The organism is Streptomyces sp. CBMA29 (assembly GCF_014596445.1).
Lineage (GTDB): Bacteria > Actinomycetota > Actinomycetes > Streptomycetales > Streptomycetaceae > Actinacidiphila.
Genome location: NZ_MECL01000002.1, coordinates 38,173 through 52,330, shown reverse-complemented (window position 1 = coordinate 52,330; position 14,158 = coordinate 38,173). Strand labels below are relative to the sequence as shown.

Genomic DNA, 14,158 nt, shown 5'->3' with positions numbered 1-14,158 from the left:
TCCCGCGGACTGGCATCCACGGGGCGCGCGCGCCGCCCGACCCCCCGACACAAAACCCCCAGCTACTACCTGGAGGAATCGGCCATGCCGAAGTCTACGGCCCGCCACTCGGGCATCCGCATAACGCCGGTTCTGGTGCCCCTACGCCGCAAGACGCAACGTCAATGAGCCACGGGTGAGGCCGACAGGCAGGAGCCGAACCTGTGTCGGCTACGACTCCATGGTCACTGGCGGACTGGTCGTCAGATCGGTGTACGCCGCGTACGTACAGAGACCCCGCGTCCGCCACCGGCACTCGACAGCGAAGCCCGTCACGACGCCGTCCGTGCGATCCGACTCCCGTCTGAGAGCGGCACGGCGTCCGCACTTGGGACACCGGTCCCGCTCAGCCCGGCGCCGCTTCGCTGCCTGTTGCGCAGTGCTGTCGGATCGGTTCTGTCCCATGGTCATCTCCCGCTGCCGTCTTACGTCCTACTCTTCAGGGTCCGCACGACCCCGAAATTTGACAGAGCCGCCTGAGATTCTGGGAGTCCGCGCGTCGGTGGCAGTCACAACGCTTAGGTCGCAGGCGACACGCGGACGCAATAGAAGCAAACAATCATGTAGCGAGCATTTCGCACGTACCACCCCGTATCGGCATCATGCTCCGAGGCCACTGCCCCCTGTAGAGTCACCGGCGGATAGCTGGAGCACCAGGCCCCCTTGCTGCAAAATGTCCGATTTAAGGGTGGGGGGGTCATTTTTGCCTTTAATCACGTATGTCCGTATTATTGTGACGCTATCGTGACTTGATCTTGCAATACGGGCAAACCTCGCATTTAGTGTCAGTTACTTTCGGCAACAATCATTACCGTAAGTAATATGCGCAGAGCGTCAACTTACGTACGCGTAGCGTGAGTAGCTACGTGGTATAGACCAAATTGACAAGCGACTAAGCGGACATAAGTGGAGACACTGCCTTTAATCCATTATGTCTGATTTAGCCCCCACCCCTAGCAAGCGCATCAGCCAGCGCGCGGGGTACCTACTCTCTCCCATGGCGCGCACACCGCATGGGCCGCAGACAGCGCACATGCCCACACTGGCGCTGCTGACCTTCTCGCCTCGTCCCTCTCTTCACTCTCCTCTATGGCAGTAGAGACATCAGGCACAAGGGCCCCCAAAATTTCTCGCGCATTTTTGGTCACCTGAGACCCTGCGATCACGTGCGTTGCACGCGGCGCGGGGTCGTCCCGACCGGCCGGAGCGTCGGGGGAGTGGTGCGGCACGGAAGCGGCGAAACGGCGAGAAATGGCACCGTAGGCAGCCTGTACCCCCCTCCTGAGTCGGTCAGTACCCCCCGTGTCATTTCCGGGGCACACGTGGGCGCTCGGCGATTTTCCAGAAGTGACACAGCGTCAGATCTCCGCTGATGGTGCGTCAGGGAATCTCACATCGCGAGACAAACGTCTTTTGTCGACAGTTTACATCGGGGCAATACGGGCGCATTTCGGCACCCAAACATCATCTGACGACTCGTCAGCATGTCCTTATTGTCATGACCTATCCGGGCAAAACGGATTGTTGAGAATTGGTAACGATGATCTTCGAACACCTCGCATATACGGGCATAATGGGACACGTTTTCAAGATCCACAACTTTTTTTCGGGAAATTTGCGACGCTCTGACCAGCGGTGACAGACATCAATGTCCTAGTTCGCCAGTCTTGCCCCAGTAGACCGGAGCGTGAACTCCGAGGAGAGTCCTCACTGTCGCCACACCCCATCGGGGCACGGCGCACACACCCCCGACAGCACGCAGGGAGGGGGCGCGGGAGGCAAGCGGGCAACGACGACCCGCTCAGCGCGACGGCAAACGGTCGTGAGCGCGTGATCCTGAGATAGGTACGCCCGTTCTAATGGGGCGCGCCGACTCTCCGCCCGGAATTCCTCACCGGAGCGCATAAGTGCCCATGCGCCTGAAAACGCACGGGGCCGAGCGAACTTGCCGTATCCCCGCGAGAGCGGCTGATACGGGGAGGCGGAAACAGGTAGCGGCGCATTGATCCCTCGCGTTTAACGTGGGGTGGCCCTGTTAGCTGTGGACGCATCGAATATTGATAGCTGAACCCTTGCGTTACGTGAGTGACGTCAAGCGGGAAAGCGGACGCCGAACATTGCACGTCCATACCCTTGGTAGGGGTGTGGGGTGATCGCTAGGCGGTGCACGTAAAGGACATCCGTCCGGCGTGCTTAACCTCTCGCCCGATACCGAATGATCCTGTCGCGCACCATTAAGCGACTGGCGAGGGTTCAGCTAGGCGAAAAGTTCAAGGGGTACCGCGCGTCTAGCAAGCGCACGGCACTCAACCGCCTAGTACCGCTTAGCGGGAACGGTGCGCCTACGGGGCGGGGGGAGTGATCTCCGTGATTTTCTTCCCCCGCCCGTAGCTTCCCATCGGAACAGACGTGGGCACCCAAGTCCCTTTCAGTCTCGCAGTCCAAAGGGGGTCCGTCATGGCCCGTAAACCGCGTAAGCCATTGTTCGCTGGTCTGTCGATCGATCTTCCGACCGGACCGCAGATGTACGCCGCACGTTTCAAGGCGGAGCAGTCCGCAAAGGACAATGCGACGCTACTCAAGACCCCACCAATCCCGCCGAGTCGCCGACCCCTTCCGGGGGGTCGCGCCGATAATCAGGCGCGTATCGCCGATCTCACGACCCGTTCGCGCAAGGGAGTCGTGCCGTCCGTCGGTACGCCGAATGTTCCCGCTGGTCTGCGGAGAACGGCGACAGAGCAAGTGCGCCCGAAATCGGCGGACGGACGCCGCAAGGGCCGCGCCGCTTCCGCCTCTCGCGACAAGAGTGCGGAGAAAATCGTCTACAACAGCCGCGTCGGCATGACCGCACGACGCGCGCTGACACGGGACGACACGGCGCGTGCGAAGAATGCTCTTGCGGTTGAAACCGTCGCCGCATTCCGTGCACGTGGGGAAGCGCGCACGGAGCGGGCCTCAAGCGCGCGAAAGCGCGCACAGACCAGCCTTTCGGACGCCATCGCGCGGGAGCGTAACGCGCTCGCACGGGGTGACGTCCAGGCCGCTGAATCCGCACGCGCGGATATCCGAAAGTTCCGCAAATCCGCTCGCTATCAGGGGGAGTAAGCCCGTGCTGATCACTCTCGTGTCGTCGATCGAAACCGCGAACAGCGGGCGCATGGTGCCCGCACTGCGCGCCCTCGCCGCCCGTAACCTCGCCGACAAGCGCAAGCGGTCGGCCGTTACGTGGCAGGCAAAGGCGCGCGCTGCCGCTTACCGCCCGGCCGCCGGTGCGTTCGTGCCCGGCCCGGCCGCCGCGTCCGTGCCGCTCGTGTTCAAGGCCGCACGGCCGGAGCGCAAGCGTGTGACGCGTGCGGCCACCAGCACGCGCCCGCTCACCTACACGCCGGTCATGGCCAAGGACGTCCCGGCCGACGTCAGGGCGGTCACCAAGGTGCACAGGGACGCGGGCGACCTCTCCGCCGAGTGGCTCATGGTCGGATTCACCGACGACCCCGACGAGACGCGCTACTACGCGCGCAAGCACGGAGCGTCGGTCCGCTACGCGGTCGCGGCCTGAAAAGGGGACACGGAAAATGCACATCGCGTTGAAGCGCGCTGCGGCGCGTCGGGCCGAGCGTACGGAATTCGCTTTCCGAGAGGGTGAGCACGAAGTTCGATACCTGACACGGCTCACATCCGGCAGGTATTTCGTGGATCAGCGTCCGGTTCTCGTCCAGCGTTCCAACCACCCCGAGTTGTGGACAACGCTTTTCGCGGAGCGTAGCGACACCCGCAGCAGCGTACTCGCGCGTATGCGTGGCGAGCACGTCTGAGTAGTTCTACCGGGCCCCCGGAAATTCCGGGGGCCTTTTCCATGCCGGAAAGGGGGTGTGGCGTGGATTTGCAGTGGATTCCGACGCCCGATGTAAGGGTGGGCGACCGTATCGCGCTTCTTCTCAGTGACGCGCAGGACTATCCGGTAATCACCGGGTGGACTGACCGGACTCTGGATCTTGAGCGACACGGTCTTGGTAGTCCGGTGCATCGGACGTGGCGCGTTCGGTGGGCTCCATGGTGGGCTTTCGACATGCTCACGGACGGTCTTGACGGTGAATCGCTGATCGTCTACGACGTGGACCGCGTGACGTTCACGCGTACGTGCAGCATGTGTTCTCGTATGGGGCTGCCCACGGTTTTCGGTCGCTATGACGGGCCGGACGTGTTGTGTCGCGTGTTGTGCCCCGGCCATGTGGCAGAGGTCTGCACCTTGGTAGACCGTGAGGGATCACCCCGATTCCAGTGGCGCATGGGGCGGGGACTTTACCGCAACGTGCGCCGCTATGGCTGCACGTGGGACATGACGCCATTCGATATCGCGCCTCTGCAACCGCAGCATTGATTTACCGGCCCATGCGCCGCGCGAATTCTCACGGCGCGCGCACACGGTTCGAATCCGTCATGGGTCGCTCATCCCTACCGTCTACGAATGGAGAGCAAATGCGGCCCAGAATCGTGGTGCCCGACTCCGGGTGCTACGGCTACACCAAGTGCGCGGCACCCGCCGTCCCGGTGCACATGAGCCAGCGCCAGGGAACCGAATTCGTGCGTATCGCGATTTGCGGGATTCACGCCCGCGAGGCGATACGGGCCGGTTTCACGATTACGTCGCCGTTCGGGATCAAGCGTGTGACGCAGTACGTCAGTGACGAGCTGCGGGCAGAGGCGGCCGGTATGCGGATCGACCGGTGGGCCGAGGTGGCCACCGCCCCGCGCGACTGGTGCGACACCGGCTGCAAGATCTACGCGCGGCGCGACGGGGACATCATCTCCTTCCTGCTCCGCCACAGCCGGGTGTACGGCTGCCCGGTAGGGACCTGACCGGGAGTTCATATGCTCGGCTACTCGATTCAGCATTTCCACGATGCCGGTGTGTGGCAGACGCTCGGTGCGTATCAGGGGTACGCCTACGCCGCGACGGCCATGCGTGACGCGGTCGCGTTGGGGAGCGGGCGGGAAGGGCGTTTCGCCTACCCGCTCGGTTTGCGGGTCGTTGGGTCGGACGGCTGGAAATCTCAAGTTCTGGCTGGACGTCAGAACATTCACGTTCTGCACAATCCACTGACGGATCAGTGGGTGAGCGGTTGCAGGAACTGTCCGACGGCGAATAACGGCTATTCGGCCTATGCTGCCACCGAATTTGCTCGGCGGCACGTGTGCGGAAGAGAGCCCGAGCCGGAGTACGAGGGCCGGACCATTCAGTACAAGAGAGGGCATGGCTATGTCGGTTAAGCGGCTCACGAGTGACGGTGTGGAGATCATCGCCGGTCTGCGCGTCTTCACCAATGACTGCGTGTGGGGCACGGTCGAGTCGACTCAATTCGAGTCGGATTCGATCATCGCCCCCGGCGGCAAATACTTCGACGGGTTCTTCCGGGTCGCGGTCGACATCGACGGGCAGCCGTCCAGCGACATCCGGCTCTACGACGGAGAGCGCATGTCCACGGTCAAGCCGCCGGGCCTGCGCTGAGCTGTGCGACCATCACGGCCGCCAGAGCCTACGCGGTCTCTGGCGGCCGGAGTGGTTGCGTAGGTCAGAACCACGGTGCGCGGATGCAGCCAAAACCGAGCCAACGGGTGGGGCGCATAACGGCATAGCGTTCCGGCAGGGCCTCTGCGTAGATCACGCAGGGGGCCCTGCCGGAACGCTCGAAAGGAGGCCGGATGGCTCGGCCCTCGAAAAGCCATGTGGTGTGGGCGAACAAGGGCCCGAACGGGGAAATCGTCTGCCACCGAATGGTTTGCGGAAAGCTCGCGCTCTGGTGGGAAGACTGGGAGCGCTGGGCGATTAAGCGTTGGCTTTCCACCGCCTACTGTGAGGAACACCGGACCGGCCCGCATTACCCGGCCGACCCCGGACATACCGAAAGGCCCGTACGGCAACCCGTGCGGGCTCTTTTTCGTGAGGAGGGAAAGCGCATGAATTACGAGGTGACCCGCTACAAGCTGCCGATGGTCAAGGGCGCGGAGTCGGGCGAGGAGATGCCCGGAACCGAGGCCAACATCAGCATCCGAGGCACAGTCGTCGACAGCATGAGCGACGAGGTGTGGACCTACGAGGTGCCCGACCGGGACGGCAACCCGCTCCGGGTCGTGGCACGAACCCGTCAGGGATCGGAGTTCACGGACATGGGCCCGCGTACGGTCCGGGAGGTGTACGAGCAGGCCGCGACCGGCAGCCCGGTGCCGGAACTGGACTGGCTGGAGCGGGGTGAATACGAGCCGCCCAGGCCGAAGCGCCAGCCGGTCAAGGTCGGCGACACGGTCTCCGCCATGCCGGACGGCTACAGCCTCGGGAAGGCCGAGGTCACCTCGGTCGAGTGGAAGCAGCGCGTTATGCAGAGTCACTACGCGGCGCCGCCGCTGTGGGCGTGGGAGTGGTGCGTCGAGGTGACGTTCCCCGACGGCCGGACGCGCGAGGGCCGCTGGCACTCCGACTGGATCTCCAAGGCGTGAAAGGGCGGGACCACAACATCCCAGCCTGATGAACAACGAGAGCGTATCCGCCATTGGTGGCGGGTGCGCTCTCGCCGTTTTTCAAGCAACGGATAGGGGGCAAAATGCCTGGCATCTTTACGGTTGTGATCATGGAGCCGTGCTGCGAGAAATCAGCACCCGACTATGATCCCGGCCCGCGTCCTGTATGGAACCGGATTCCCGGCGGGTGGCCGCCCCGGTGCATGCACGCCGAGAAACGCGTGCTCACGGTCACGGTGCATCAAACGCGCGAGGCGGCGGACAAGGAGTACGCCAAGACGCTCGGCTGGGAACGACTCATGGGTTACCTGTGCGAGGGGGCGATGCCACCGGAGGGTGCGCGCTTCCGGATCATGCCGGTTGCAGGGAGCCTCTCGACTAGCCGTGGGTACTTCAACGGCAAGCCGAGCCTTCTCGTCTTCCCGACTGCCGAATTCGCAGCGGAGTGGGCGGAGAAGAATCGCCACATTCTCTACAACATCGTCGGTGACCAGGACACCCGTGTCCGCCTGTCGACCTACCGTGTGCCGGTCGGCTGGGAACTTGAACCCGGCGAGTAGGTAGATCCGAATTCGGCCGACGAATGACGGGAGCGTCTGGCTACGGCCGGGCGTTGCCACCATCTGTCAACCATTCGATAACCACAAGGGGGATTAATGCAGTCGAGAGTCGAATTGAAGACAGGCGACGTGGTGCTGGTAGAAATGGGCGCGTCGGGAGTGTGCATGCACATGCGCATCGTCGGCCAGCATTTGTGGGTCGAAGTGCTGGAGCACGGCGCGCAGCTCTACAAGGACGGCCGCCCGTTCTCCTTCCCGATCACGCACGGCGAGGCGGGCATCTATGCGCCGAGGGACCAGCCCTGGTACACGTACCGGGAAATCCCGGACGCCACAACAACTCCCTACCCGAACGGCTCTGATGCCGTCGAGCCGAAAGGCTGGAATTTCCTCAAATGCGGCTGCGTGGTGTTCGTGACCCGCTGCTGGGTGGTGAACAGCGAGACGCCGAACACGGTCGAGTGCGCTGAGTCGCAGCGCTTGCATGCGGCATACGCGACGGCAGCCAACCGGCCTGGCCCGTTCAACACGGACAAGGAAATGCGCGCCCTGGACGAGCACTGGGGGGTGCCGGAGAAGCGGATTCTCGCCGGGGAAGAGCGCGCGCGGAAGATCCGGGAGCGGCAGGTGGGATGACCATGGCGAGCGGCAAGGCACTCAAGATGCCCGAGGGCCGGTTCTCTGATCACATCAAGCTTGGCATCGACAAATTCGGAATGTGAGGAGTGTCAGCGTGTCTGAGATGTTTGAGTTTGCGTATGACGCGACGAAGGACACTGTTCTGCGTGTCAAGGCGAGCAGTCGGGAAGAGGCGGACGCCAAGATCAGTGAGCTGATCGGATCAGAGGAGGAGATCGGTATCAGGTACCCCAACGGCGTGTTCGGGTACTGCGAAACCATCAACTACATGCCGGTTTTCTTCTCGCAGGAACCGGTGAAGGGTGGTGCAGACGAATGAATGATTTCGTGGTTGGCTACCAGTTCGACGCGGAAATCCTGTGCCCGACGCACACCATTGCCGCACTGCGTGCGAGCGGGATCAAGGTTCAGGCGGGAAAGGCGCACGAGGACGCCATCCGGAAGGCTGCCGAGAATATGGGCATCAATTTCTCGGACGAGGGATCTTACGACCCCGGTGACTTCCCGAAGATTGCCACCAGGCAGAATGTCCTGACGGAGATCACCGAGCGGCCGGACGGTGAGACCGCGATCATCCAGGACGAGCGCTGCGGCTCCTGCGGCAAGTGGCTGATCGAGGGCGAGAAGTCCCCGCCCGCCCGCACCGTCGCGAAGCTGCTCGCGAAGAAGTACGACCTTCCGATCAAGCTCGCCAAGGGCGTCCAGGCGGAATTGCAGGAGTGGGGGTACACGCATCCCGAGCACGTCAGCGAGGACGATGTGCGGCTGGCGGCCCGGCGGGTGCGGCACGACTTCCTCGCGGTGGCGCTCGCACCGGGCTATCCGAAGGTCCGCGAACTGCGGGAGTACGACATCCCGCAGTACAACGACCACGAATGCGCCTATTGCGACGGCGCGTACGAGGACCACAAGGTCACCTGCTCGACGTGCAAGGCAGCTGTCGGTGCCGCCGAGGTGCACCGGCATTTTGTGCAGATCGACGGGCAGAGGATGCTACCGACACCGCGCAAGAGGTGAAATTCGAGGCCGACGGCTCGGTAAACATCAAGACTCACCACTACCCGGAGAACAAGTCCAAGCCGAACACGCTGAACCACTTCTACCGCCCGGATGACGTCGTGGCCATCGTCGCCATGGAGCCACTCGGGAACTCGGGGATGGACACCTACGCCAACCACGACGACCGCCTCATCCTGCCCGGCGGATACCTCGCCGCGCACCCCGGAACGATGCACGAGGTCTGGGACGCGTTCCGCGAGGACGGCACTCGGATCGAGGACTCGGTCACGGTGGCGGAGGGGCGCGCGCTTCTGTCCGCTCTCGGCTCCGGCGAATAGCGAAGGGATTTCCACGCATGCCCGAAAACCAGGTCATCGGTAATTACCGGTTCTGGACCGTCCTGGACAATCACGAACCGGCCCGCAGCGAAGGGACCGGCACGGCCAAGCTCTGGCGCTGGGTCGGCGGCGACCAGGATGGTGACGAGACGATCGAGATCCCGGACGCGGAGAAGACGTTCAAGCACGCGTGACGCGCCCGGATAATGGCCGGGTTATCGACTATGACACCTGGGTGCTCGGTCCGCGCACCGCCTACCACCTCAAGGTCACACGCACCGACGTCTGACCCACACCACTCACAGGGAGCCACCCGCATTTCGGTGCGGATGGCTCCCTTTATGCTGCCCGGAGGGCTGACAATGCAATCGAACATCGAGAGAGCAACGGATTTCCTTCGCGGTATCCAGCCGGGACAACGCGTATCGCTGTTCGACCCGCTGGCCGTGAACCACCCTGGCACGTGGCAGGCGGAATGGGTGCTGGAAGGAGAGCAACCCACGCTCCCCTACAACCCGATCTGCTACGTCCGCGATCACTTCAAGATCTACATGCGGGTCTGGCTGCACACCGGCTTCATCTCCAACCTGTGCGCGTGCGAGCTGGACATGGGGCGCAAGCGACTGGCCGTGTGGTCCATGCCGGACGACGCCCGGCACTCCATGTCGGCGACCAGCTTCGAGAACCGAGAGACGGGCCAGGGCTGGCAGTCAACGGAGTGTGGTGTCCTGATCGAGACGACGGGCGGCATCAGCCCCAACAAGCAGGGACACAGCTCCTACATCACCCCTGAGTCCCGGCACCGGCTCACGTGCCCCGGATGTCTGATGCGCCACGGCGAGCTGCCTGAGGATGTCACGGGGGTGGTCCTCTACGGGTAGAGGACCACCTAGCACACCGGTCCGGCTAACGTGGGCCCCGGCTACGGCCGGGGCGGCGGGTTCGACTCCCGCGCCGGGCACGTAGCCCCACCTGTCGCAGACGAGAGGACTTACATGGGGCAGTTCACCCGCTGGGTTATTTCGACCAGCCAACCTATTCCAGGCGTCACCGTCGACAGCAAGAGACTGTATGGCTCGCGTGGTGACGCGGTACTTTCCGCATACCGAATCGCAACCGCCGGTCAGCCGCTCCGCTTGCAGCGGGATCAGGTGGCCGCACACGGCTTCATGGAGACACTTTTGAGTAACAGTCGTGCTGTGTACCGAGGTGCCACCTGGTATGTAAAAGCCGTTGAACCCGTCTATTTCGAAGAAGTCGAGAAAACCAATGAGCAACAATCAGGATGACACCACAACTCCACCCACGAGATACGCGATCAACTACGGCGTCATCGCATCCGCGAAATCCCGTGACGGTCGGTGGATCGTATTGGGCCACGCGCCGCACAAGCACCCCGACTCCTACGCCACCGGTATCGTCCCCGGCGGCAGCGGAAAATACTTCCAGACCGCCGAGGCAGCTCAACTGGACTACGTCCAGCGGATTGCCGACGACTACGGCCTCGTCGTGGGGCCGCCGCACTCGGTCCTCGTGCGTCCGGGGCACGGCAACATCCTGGCGAACCACGCGCGGGCCGTGAAGGACTCCGTCGAGGGCTGGCGAACGTCCGACGATCTCCGGCCCGCCGGTGACGCACTGGCGACGCGTGCCACTGAGCTGGCGAAGGATCTCCAGAAGCTCAAGCTGTTCCAGCGGGACGTGTACACGGAGTCGGAGCTGCTGGACTGACGGCTCTGTCAGCGCGTTCCCCTACGCTCACAGACGACATAACGAGACGAACCGAGGAACCTATTCATGAGCGAGCAGCGGACCAGCGACCTCAACGGACACCGGTGCGTCGACACCGGCAAGGTCGACAAGGGCATGCCGGACGGCGACCAGATCGTGTGGGAGTGCCTGGACTGCCAACAGAGAGCGTCCCGCAACGCCTTCTCCGTAGGTCCGGCGCGGGGCTGCCCGGCCCGGCCCGAGTCGATCGACAACCTCTCGGTATGCCCCGGCGGTGCCAGGTGCGAAGGACACCCGGACCAGAACAGCTCGCAGTGGCGGGAGTACACGGCCAGCAACAACCTCTCCATCGAGACCGTGCCGCGCTGGTTCCACACGGACAACGACCTCGCCAAGCGGGCCGCCGCTCAGTACCTGCGCTTCGCCGACAAGGTCGGCGTCAAGATGAGCGTCTGGACGGCTGAGGGAATCCAGGTCGGCCCCGAGGGCGGCACGGCCGCCGAGATGTCCGTCGGCGGCCGTTCGTACGAGGTCCGCGTCAACGCCTACGGCAAGATCACCGCAACGCAGAAGGAGAACTGAGCATGGCCAACGTCAAGACGATCGATGAGCGTGTGTTCGAGGACGGCATTCGCATGATCGTCCAGAACATCGGGCGCCTGCGGGCCGAGGACGGTGTGTACTCCGACCTGTGGTCGTGCACGCTGGGCTTCCCCGACGACGATTCGGAGCTTTTCTGGATCAACACCGGCCAGTGCGTGCGGACGATCTCCGGCGTGATCTTCGGCGGCTCGGCCAAGGACCAGGGGCAGGACAAGCACCCGGAGATCGAGGACGTCGTCCAGATGCTCTGCATGGACGCGGTGAACGTCGAGAACTCCGACGGACGGTTCGATGAATGGGTGGACGACTACCTGAAGCACGGGATGACCCTCGGGAGGGAAGAGCTGGCCCAGCGCTCCCGTCAGTGGCGCACGATGCTGGCGAACACCTCGCAGCTCCGTGACTTCCTCGGCTCCAAGTTTCACGTCTACCTGTTCGAGACGGAGTGGACGCGCTGATCCGTTCCACCGCCCTGCGAAGCGCACAGCAACACGGGTGCGCACTCCCGGTTCGAATCCGGCGCAGCGGCACCTGCCTCGTACTAGAACAGGGCTAACAACAGGACAGCACCACAACGGCAGGCCCAGCACCAGTAGAAGGCGCGTGGTGCTCGCAGCGCTGACGCGGATTTTCATCACAGAATTCGAGAGGAAATACATGGACGTCAAACAGCGGTTGACCTCGGCCGAGCTGGTGAAGCTGGTCGGGTGGGTCACCGGCGGTGACTACTCGCTCGACCCGAACATCGTGGACGGCAGCGGCGTATCGATCGGAACCCTTCCCGCCTTCGAAGCCTACGAAGAGGTCGAGGAGGGCGCCTGGCCGCAGAGGGACGAGCAGGACGGCGTCGACTACCTCGCCATGGTCGCCCTTCAGGAGAACGGCGACGCGGTGTACGAGGCGATCGAGGAGCACGGCGAGGACGTCGTCCGCATGACCGCGCAGCTCATCCGCGAGCAGAAGGTCGAGCCGATCCACGTCTCCGGCCTGGACGCGTTCATCAAGGACAACTACAGGCAGCGGTTCGACAGCCCTGGCGAGTTCGCCCAGCACCACATGCGTGGACACGAGGGCGGCGCCTGGGACGCCAAGACTCTCGACGAGGTCTCCGGCTGGGTCGACTGGGAGGGCTACGCCGACAGCCCGAACATGTCCGACTTCACGTTCCTCAAGCCTGAGGGCGTGGGTGAGGACCAGCACGGCCCGGTGTACGTGTTCGACGCCGACCCTGAGATCCGGGGTAAGGGCTGATCACATGAACGAACAGTTCGAGATCGAACAGGTAAAGCAGACTTTCGCTGACCTGGAGGAGCCCAGCTCCGATCTGGAGAAGTTGCTCTGGCTGATCCTCAAGCAGGAGAACGACAACCGTGGGGTGGTCGAGACCAGCATCGACTATGCCGGGCGCAAGCACGGCGACCGGGTCACGCTGGAGCAGATCCGGGACGCGCACATGGCCCATCAGTGCGCGTACGCGGGATCACCCGACGAGGCGTGGGAAGAAATCGCCCGCGACCACCTGGACGAGAACCACGACAACGTCTACAGGGCATTTCCCGACGCGATCAGCCTGGACCGCGTGGTCGCCATGCTCCAGATGGACAACGGCGAGGAGTTCATCGAGGACGCCTATGGCCACACACACTGCTTCCGGCCACTGGACTGGAAGCCGAGCAATGGCTGACGCCGCTGCACCGCCGGTGCGGATCGTAGAACTGGACGAGGCGCAGATCGATAAGGCGGCGACGGAGGACTTCTGGTTCTTCGACATCGCGCCGTGCGGCTTGGAGGGCGACGACCTGGGCGTCCACGAGTGGCTGAAAGTGGAAGTCACCGATACCGGCGACAACGCGACATACAAGGTCATCGACTGCGACCGCAAGAACGAGAAGTGAAGTACAAAATGGGCAACCCGGTAGAGGGTGAGCTGCGGATCAGGGTCACCGAGGACGCGGACTTCGACAACTCCCTCAAGGACTGGGACGAGTCCCTGCGCGAGGAGACCCGTGCGCGGCTGGATAGCGGCGCGTGGACCGCGTACCAGATCGATGTCCAGCGCGCGGTACCCGGCCGCTGGGAGTACGTTGCCGGACTCGGTGAGAGCATCCACGACAGTGGCCTGGAAGGCGTCTTCGCCAGCCCGGACGACATCACCGACGAGAGCCTGCGCGAGACGGTCAAGGGTGTGTGGGAGGAGGCGCAGGCCGAGGAGTACGTCCCGGACCACGTCACCCCCTCGCGCAAGCCCAGGCTGATCTTCAACGCGGGCGAGTTCCGCGACCTCTACCAGGAGCTGCGGGAGGACCGGCCGTACCCGATGCGCCTGGTCGACGGGACGGAGATCGAGGTGGTCGCCGGTGACCCGTCCTCCGGCCAGCTCGGCGTCGAGCACGCCGACCTCGACGAGATCCGCATTAGCGGCAACAGCCTGTAGGAGGCTACTCAGCATGACAACGCTCGAAGGTTTTCCCCTGCCCGTCACGGCCAAGCACGACGCCGACGGTAACCACGTTCCGCCGTTCATCCCGGAGTGGCACCGGGCCGCCGACCCCAGCTCAGCCGCGTACGACCCGAATCGCGTCGTGAGGGGGAGCGAGGTCGAGCGCGACCAGAACCAGAAGCAGGTGTTCCACGACCACTTGGAAGAGCACCGCAGGCGCGGAGAACCCGCCGTGGTCGTGGAGGGAGACGCCGACTGGCGCCAGGAGATCCACGAGGTGGGCAACAACTAAG

At 63.6% G+C, this 14,158-nt stretch carries 23 protein-coding genes; all 23 read left to right on the top strand.

Translation table 11 applies throughout. The features are described from left to right. The first annotated feature begins 2,496 nt into the window (after nucleotides 1-2,496). The 23 genes from BGM09_RS00355 (at nucleotide 2,497) to BGM09_RS00245 (ending at nucleotide 14,157) form a co-directional block, all read left to right on the top strand. A complete protein-coding gene (locus tag BGM09_RS00355) occupies nucleotides 2,497-3,144 on the top strand; it encodes a hypothetical protein (RefSeq protein WP_188279278.1) in 648 nt (215 codons plus the stop codon). A gap of 4 nt (nucleotides 3,145-3,148) precedes the next feature. After that, nucleotides 3,149-3,598 (top strand): hypothetical protein, encoded by a 450-nt coding sequence (locus tag BGM09_RS00350; protein ID WP_188279277.1) that lies wholly within the window; start codon nucleotides 3,149-3,151, stop codon nucleotides 3,596-3,598. Between the two features lie 318 nt (nucleotides 3,599-3,916). Continuing rightward, on the top strand, nucleotides 3,917-4,420 hold the full coding sequence (locus BGM09_RS00345; RefSeq protein WP_188279276.1) for a hypothetical protein: 504 nt from the start codon (nucleotides 3,917-3,919) through the stop codon (nucleotides 4,418-4,420). Between the two features lie 98 nt (nucleotides 4,421-4,518). Next, nucleotides 4,519-4,899 carry a hypothetical protein gene (locus tag BGM09_RS00340; RefSeq protein WP_188279275.1) on the top strand — a complete coding sequence of 127 codons (381 nt, stop codon included), beginning with the start codon at nucleotides 4,519-4,521 and terminating at the stop codon, nucleotides 4,897-4,899. A gap of 12 nt (nucleotides 4,900-4,911) precedes the next feature. Then, nucleotides 4,912-5,310, top strand: a complete 399-nt coding sequence (locus BGM09_RS00335) for a hypothetical protein (protein WP_188279274.1) — start codon at nucleotides 4,912-4,914, stop codon at nucleotides 5,308-5,310. Next, the gene (locus tag BGM09_RS00330; protein ID WP_188279273.1) at nucleotides 5,294-5,548 is read left to right on the top strand and encodes a hypothetical protein; all 255 of its coding nucleotides are present in this window, start codon (nucleotides 5,294-5,296) and stop codon (nucleotides 5,546-5,548) included. The genes BGM09_RS00335 and BGM09_RS00330 overlap by 17 nt, the downstream gene beginning before the upstream one ends. Nucleotides 5,549-5,997: 449 nt before the next feature. Next, on the top strand, nucleotides 5,998-6,534 hold the full coding sequence (locus BGM09_RS00325; protein WP_188279272.1) for a hypothetical protein: 537 nt from the start codon (nucleotides 5,998-6,000) through the stop codon (nucleotides 6,532-6,534). A gap of 224 nt (nucleotides 6,535-6,758) precedes the next feature. Then, nucleotides 6,759-7,115: a hypothetical protein gene (locus BGM09_RS00320; RefSeq protein WP_188279271.1), complete on the top strand. Its 357-nt coding sequence runs from the start codon at nucleotides 6,759-6,761 to the stop codon at nucleotides 7,113-7,115. Nucleotides 7,116-7,280: 165 nt separating this feature from the next. Beyond that, the gene (locus tag BGM09_RS00315; RefSeq protein WP_188279270.1) at nucleotides 7,281-7,751 is read left to right on the top strand and encodes a hypothetical protein; all 471 of its coding nucleotides are present in this window, start codon (nucleotides 7,281-7,283) and stop codon (nucleotides 7,749-7,751) included. Between the two features lie 97 nt (nucleotides 7,752-7,848). Next, nucleotides 7,849-8,073, top strand: coding sequence for a hypothetical protein (locus tag BGM09_RS00310; RefSeq protein ID WP_188279269.1), 225 nt, complete (start codon nucleotides 7,849-7,851; stop codon nucleotides 8,071-8,073). Continuing rightward, entirely contained in the window at nucleotides 8,070-8,771 is a 702-nt protein-coding gene (locus BGM09_RS00305; RefSeq protein WP_188279268.1) for a hypothetical protein, read from the top strand. The genes BGM09_RS00310 and BGM09_RS00305 overlap by 4 nt, the downstream gene beginning before the upstream one ends. Continuing rightward, complete coding sequence (locus BGM09_RS00300; RefSeq protein ID WP_188279267.1) at nucleotides 8,768-9,091, top strand: hypothetical protein; 324 nt, start codon at nucleotides 8,768-8,770, stop codon at nucleotides 9,089-9,091. Before BGM09_RS00305 ends, BGM09_RS00300 begins: the two co-directional genes overlap by 4 nt. Before the next feature lie 17 nt (nucleotides 9,092-9,108). Next, nucleotides 9,109-9,285, top strand: a complete 177-nt coding sequence (locus BGM09_RS00295) for a hypothetical protein (RefSeq protein WP_188279266.1) — start codon at nucleotides 9,109-9,111, stop codon at nucleotides 9,283-9,285. A gap of 168 nt (nucleotides 9,286-9,453) precedes the next feature. Continuing rightward, the gene (locus BGM09_RS00290) at nucleotides 9,454-9,972 is read left to right on the top strand and encodes a hypothetical protein (protein ID WP_188279265.1); all 519 of its coding nucleotides are present in this window, start codon (nucleotides 9,454-9,456) and stop codon (nucleotides 9,970-9,972) included. Nucleotides 9,973-10,086: 114 nt separating this feature from the next. Beyond that, nucleotides 10,087-10,380 carry a hypothetical protein gene (locus BGM09_RS00285; RefSeq protein WP_188279264.1) on the top strand — a complete coding sequence of 98 codons (294 nt, stop codon included), beginning with the start codon at nucleotides 10,087-10,089 and terminating at the stop codon, nucleotides 10,378-10,380. Beyond that, a complete protein-coding gene (locus BGM09_RS00280; RefSeq protein ID WP_188279263.1) occupies nucleotides 10,361-10,822 on the top strand; it encodes a hypothetical protein in 462 nt (153 codons plus the stop codon). Before BGM09_RS00285 ends, BGM09_RS00280 begins: the two co-directional genes overlap by 20 nt. Before the next feature lie 66 nt (nucleotides 10,823-10,888). Further along, nucleotides 10,889-11,404: a hypothetical protein gene (locus BGM09_RS00275; protein WP_188279262.1), complete on the top strand. Its 516-nt coding sequence runs from the start codon at nucleotides 10,889-10,891 to the stop codon at nucleotides 11,402-11,404. Nucleotides 11,405-11,406: 2 nt separating this feature from the next. Further along, nucleotides 11,407-11,883, top strand: coding sequence for a hypothetical protein (locus tag BGM09_RS00270; protein WP_188279261.1), 477 nt, complete (start codon nucleotides 11,407-11,409; stop codon nucleotides 11,881-11,883). Nucleotides 11,884-12,082: 199 nt separating this feature from the next. After that, complete coding sequence (locus tag BGM09_RS00265; protein WP_188279260.1) at nucleotides 12,083-12,676, top strand: hypothetical protein; 594 nt, start codon at nucleotides 12,083-12,085, stop codon at nucleotides 12,674-12,676. A 4-nt stretch (nucleotides 12,677-12,680) separates the two neighbouring features. Continuing rightward, nucleotides 12,681-13,109 (top strand): hypothetical protein, encoded by a 429-nt coding sequence (locus tag BGM09_RS00260; protein WP_188279259.1) that lies wholly within the window; start codon nucleotides 12,681-12,683, stop codon nucleotides 13,107-13,109. Further along, a complete protein-coding gene (locus tag BGM09_RS00255; RefSeq protein WP_188279258.1) occupies nucleotides 13,102-13,320 on the top strand; it encodes a hypothetical protein in 219 nt (72 codons plus the stop codon). Before BGM09_RS00260 ends, BGM09_RS00255 begins: the two co-directional genes overlap by 8 nt. 8 nt (nucleotides 13,321-13,328) lie before the next feature. Next, nucleotides 13,329-13,859, top strand: coding sequence for a hypothetical protein (locus tag BGM09_RS00250; protein ID WP_188279257.1), 531 nt, complete (start codon nucleotides 13,329-13,331; stop codon nucleotides 13,857-13,859). 13 nt (nucleotides 13,860-13,872) lie between these two features. Beyond that, entirely contained in the window at nucleotides 13,873-14,157 is a 285-nt protein-coding gene (locus tag BGM09_RS00245) for a hypothetical protein (protein WP_188279256.1), read from the top strand. The last annotated feature ends 1 nt before the right edge of the window (nucleotide 14,158 follow it).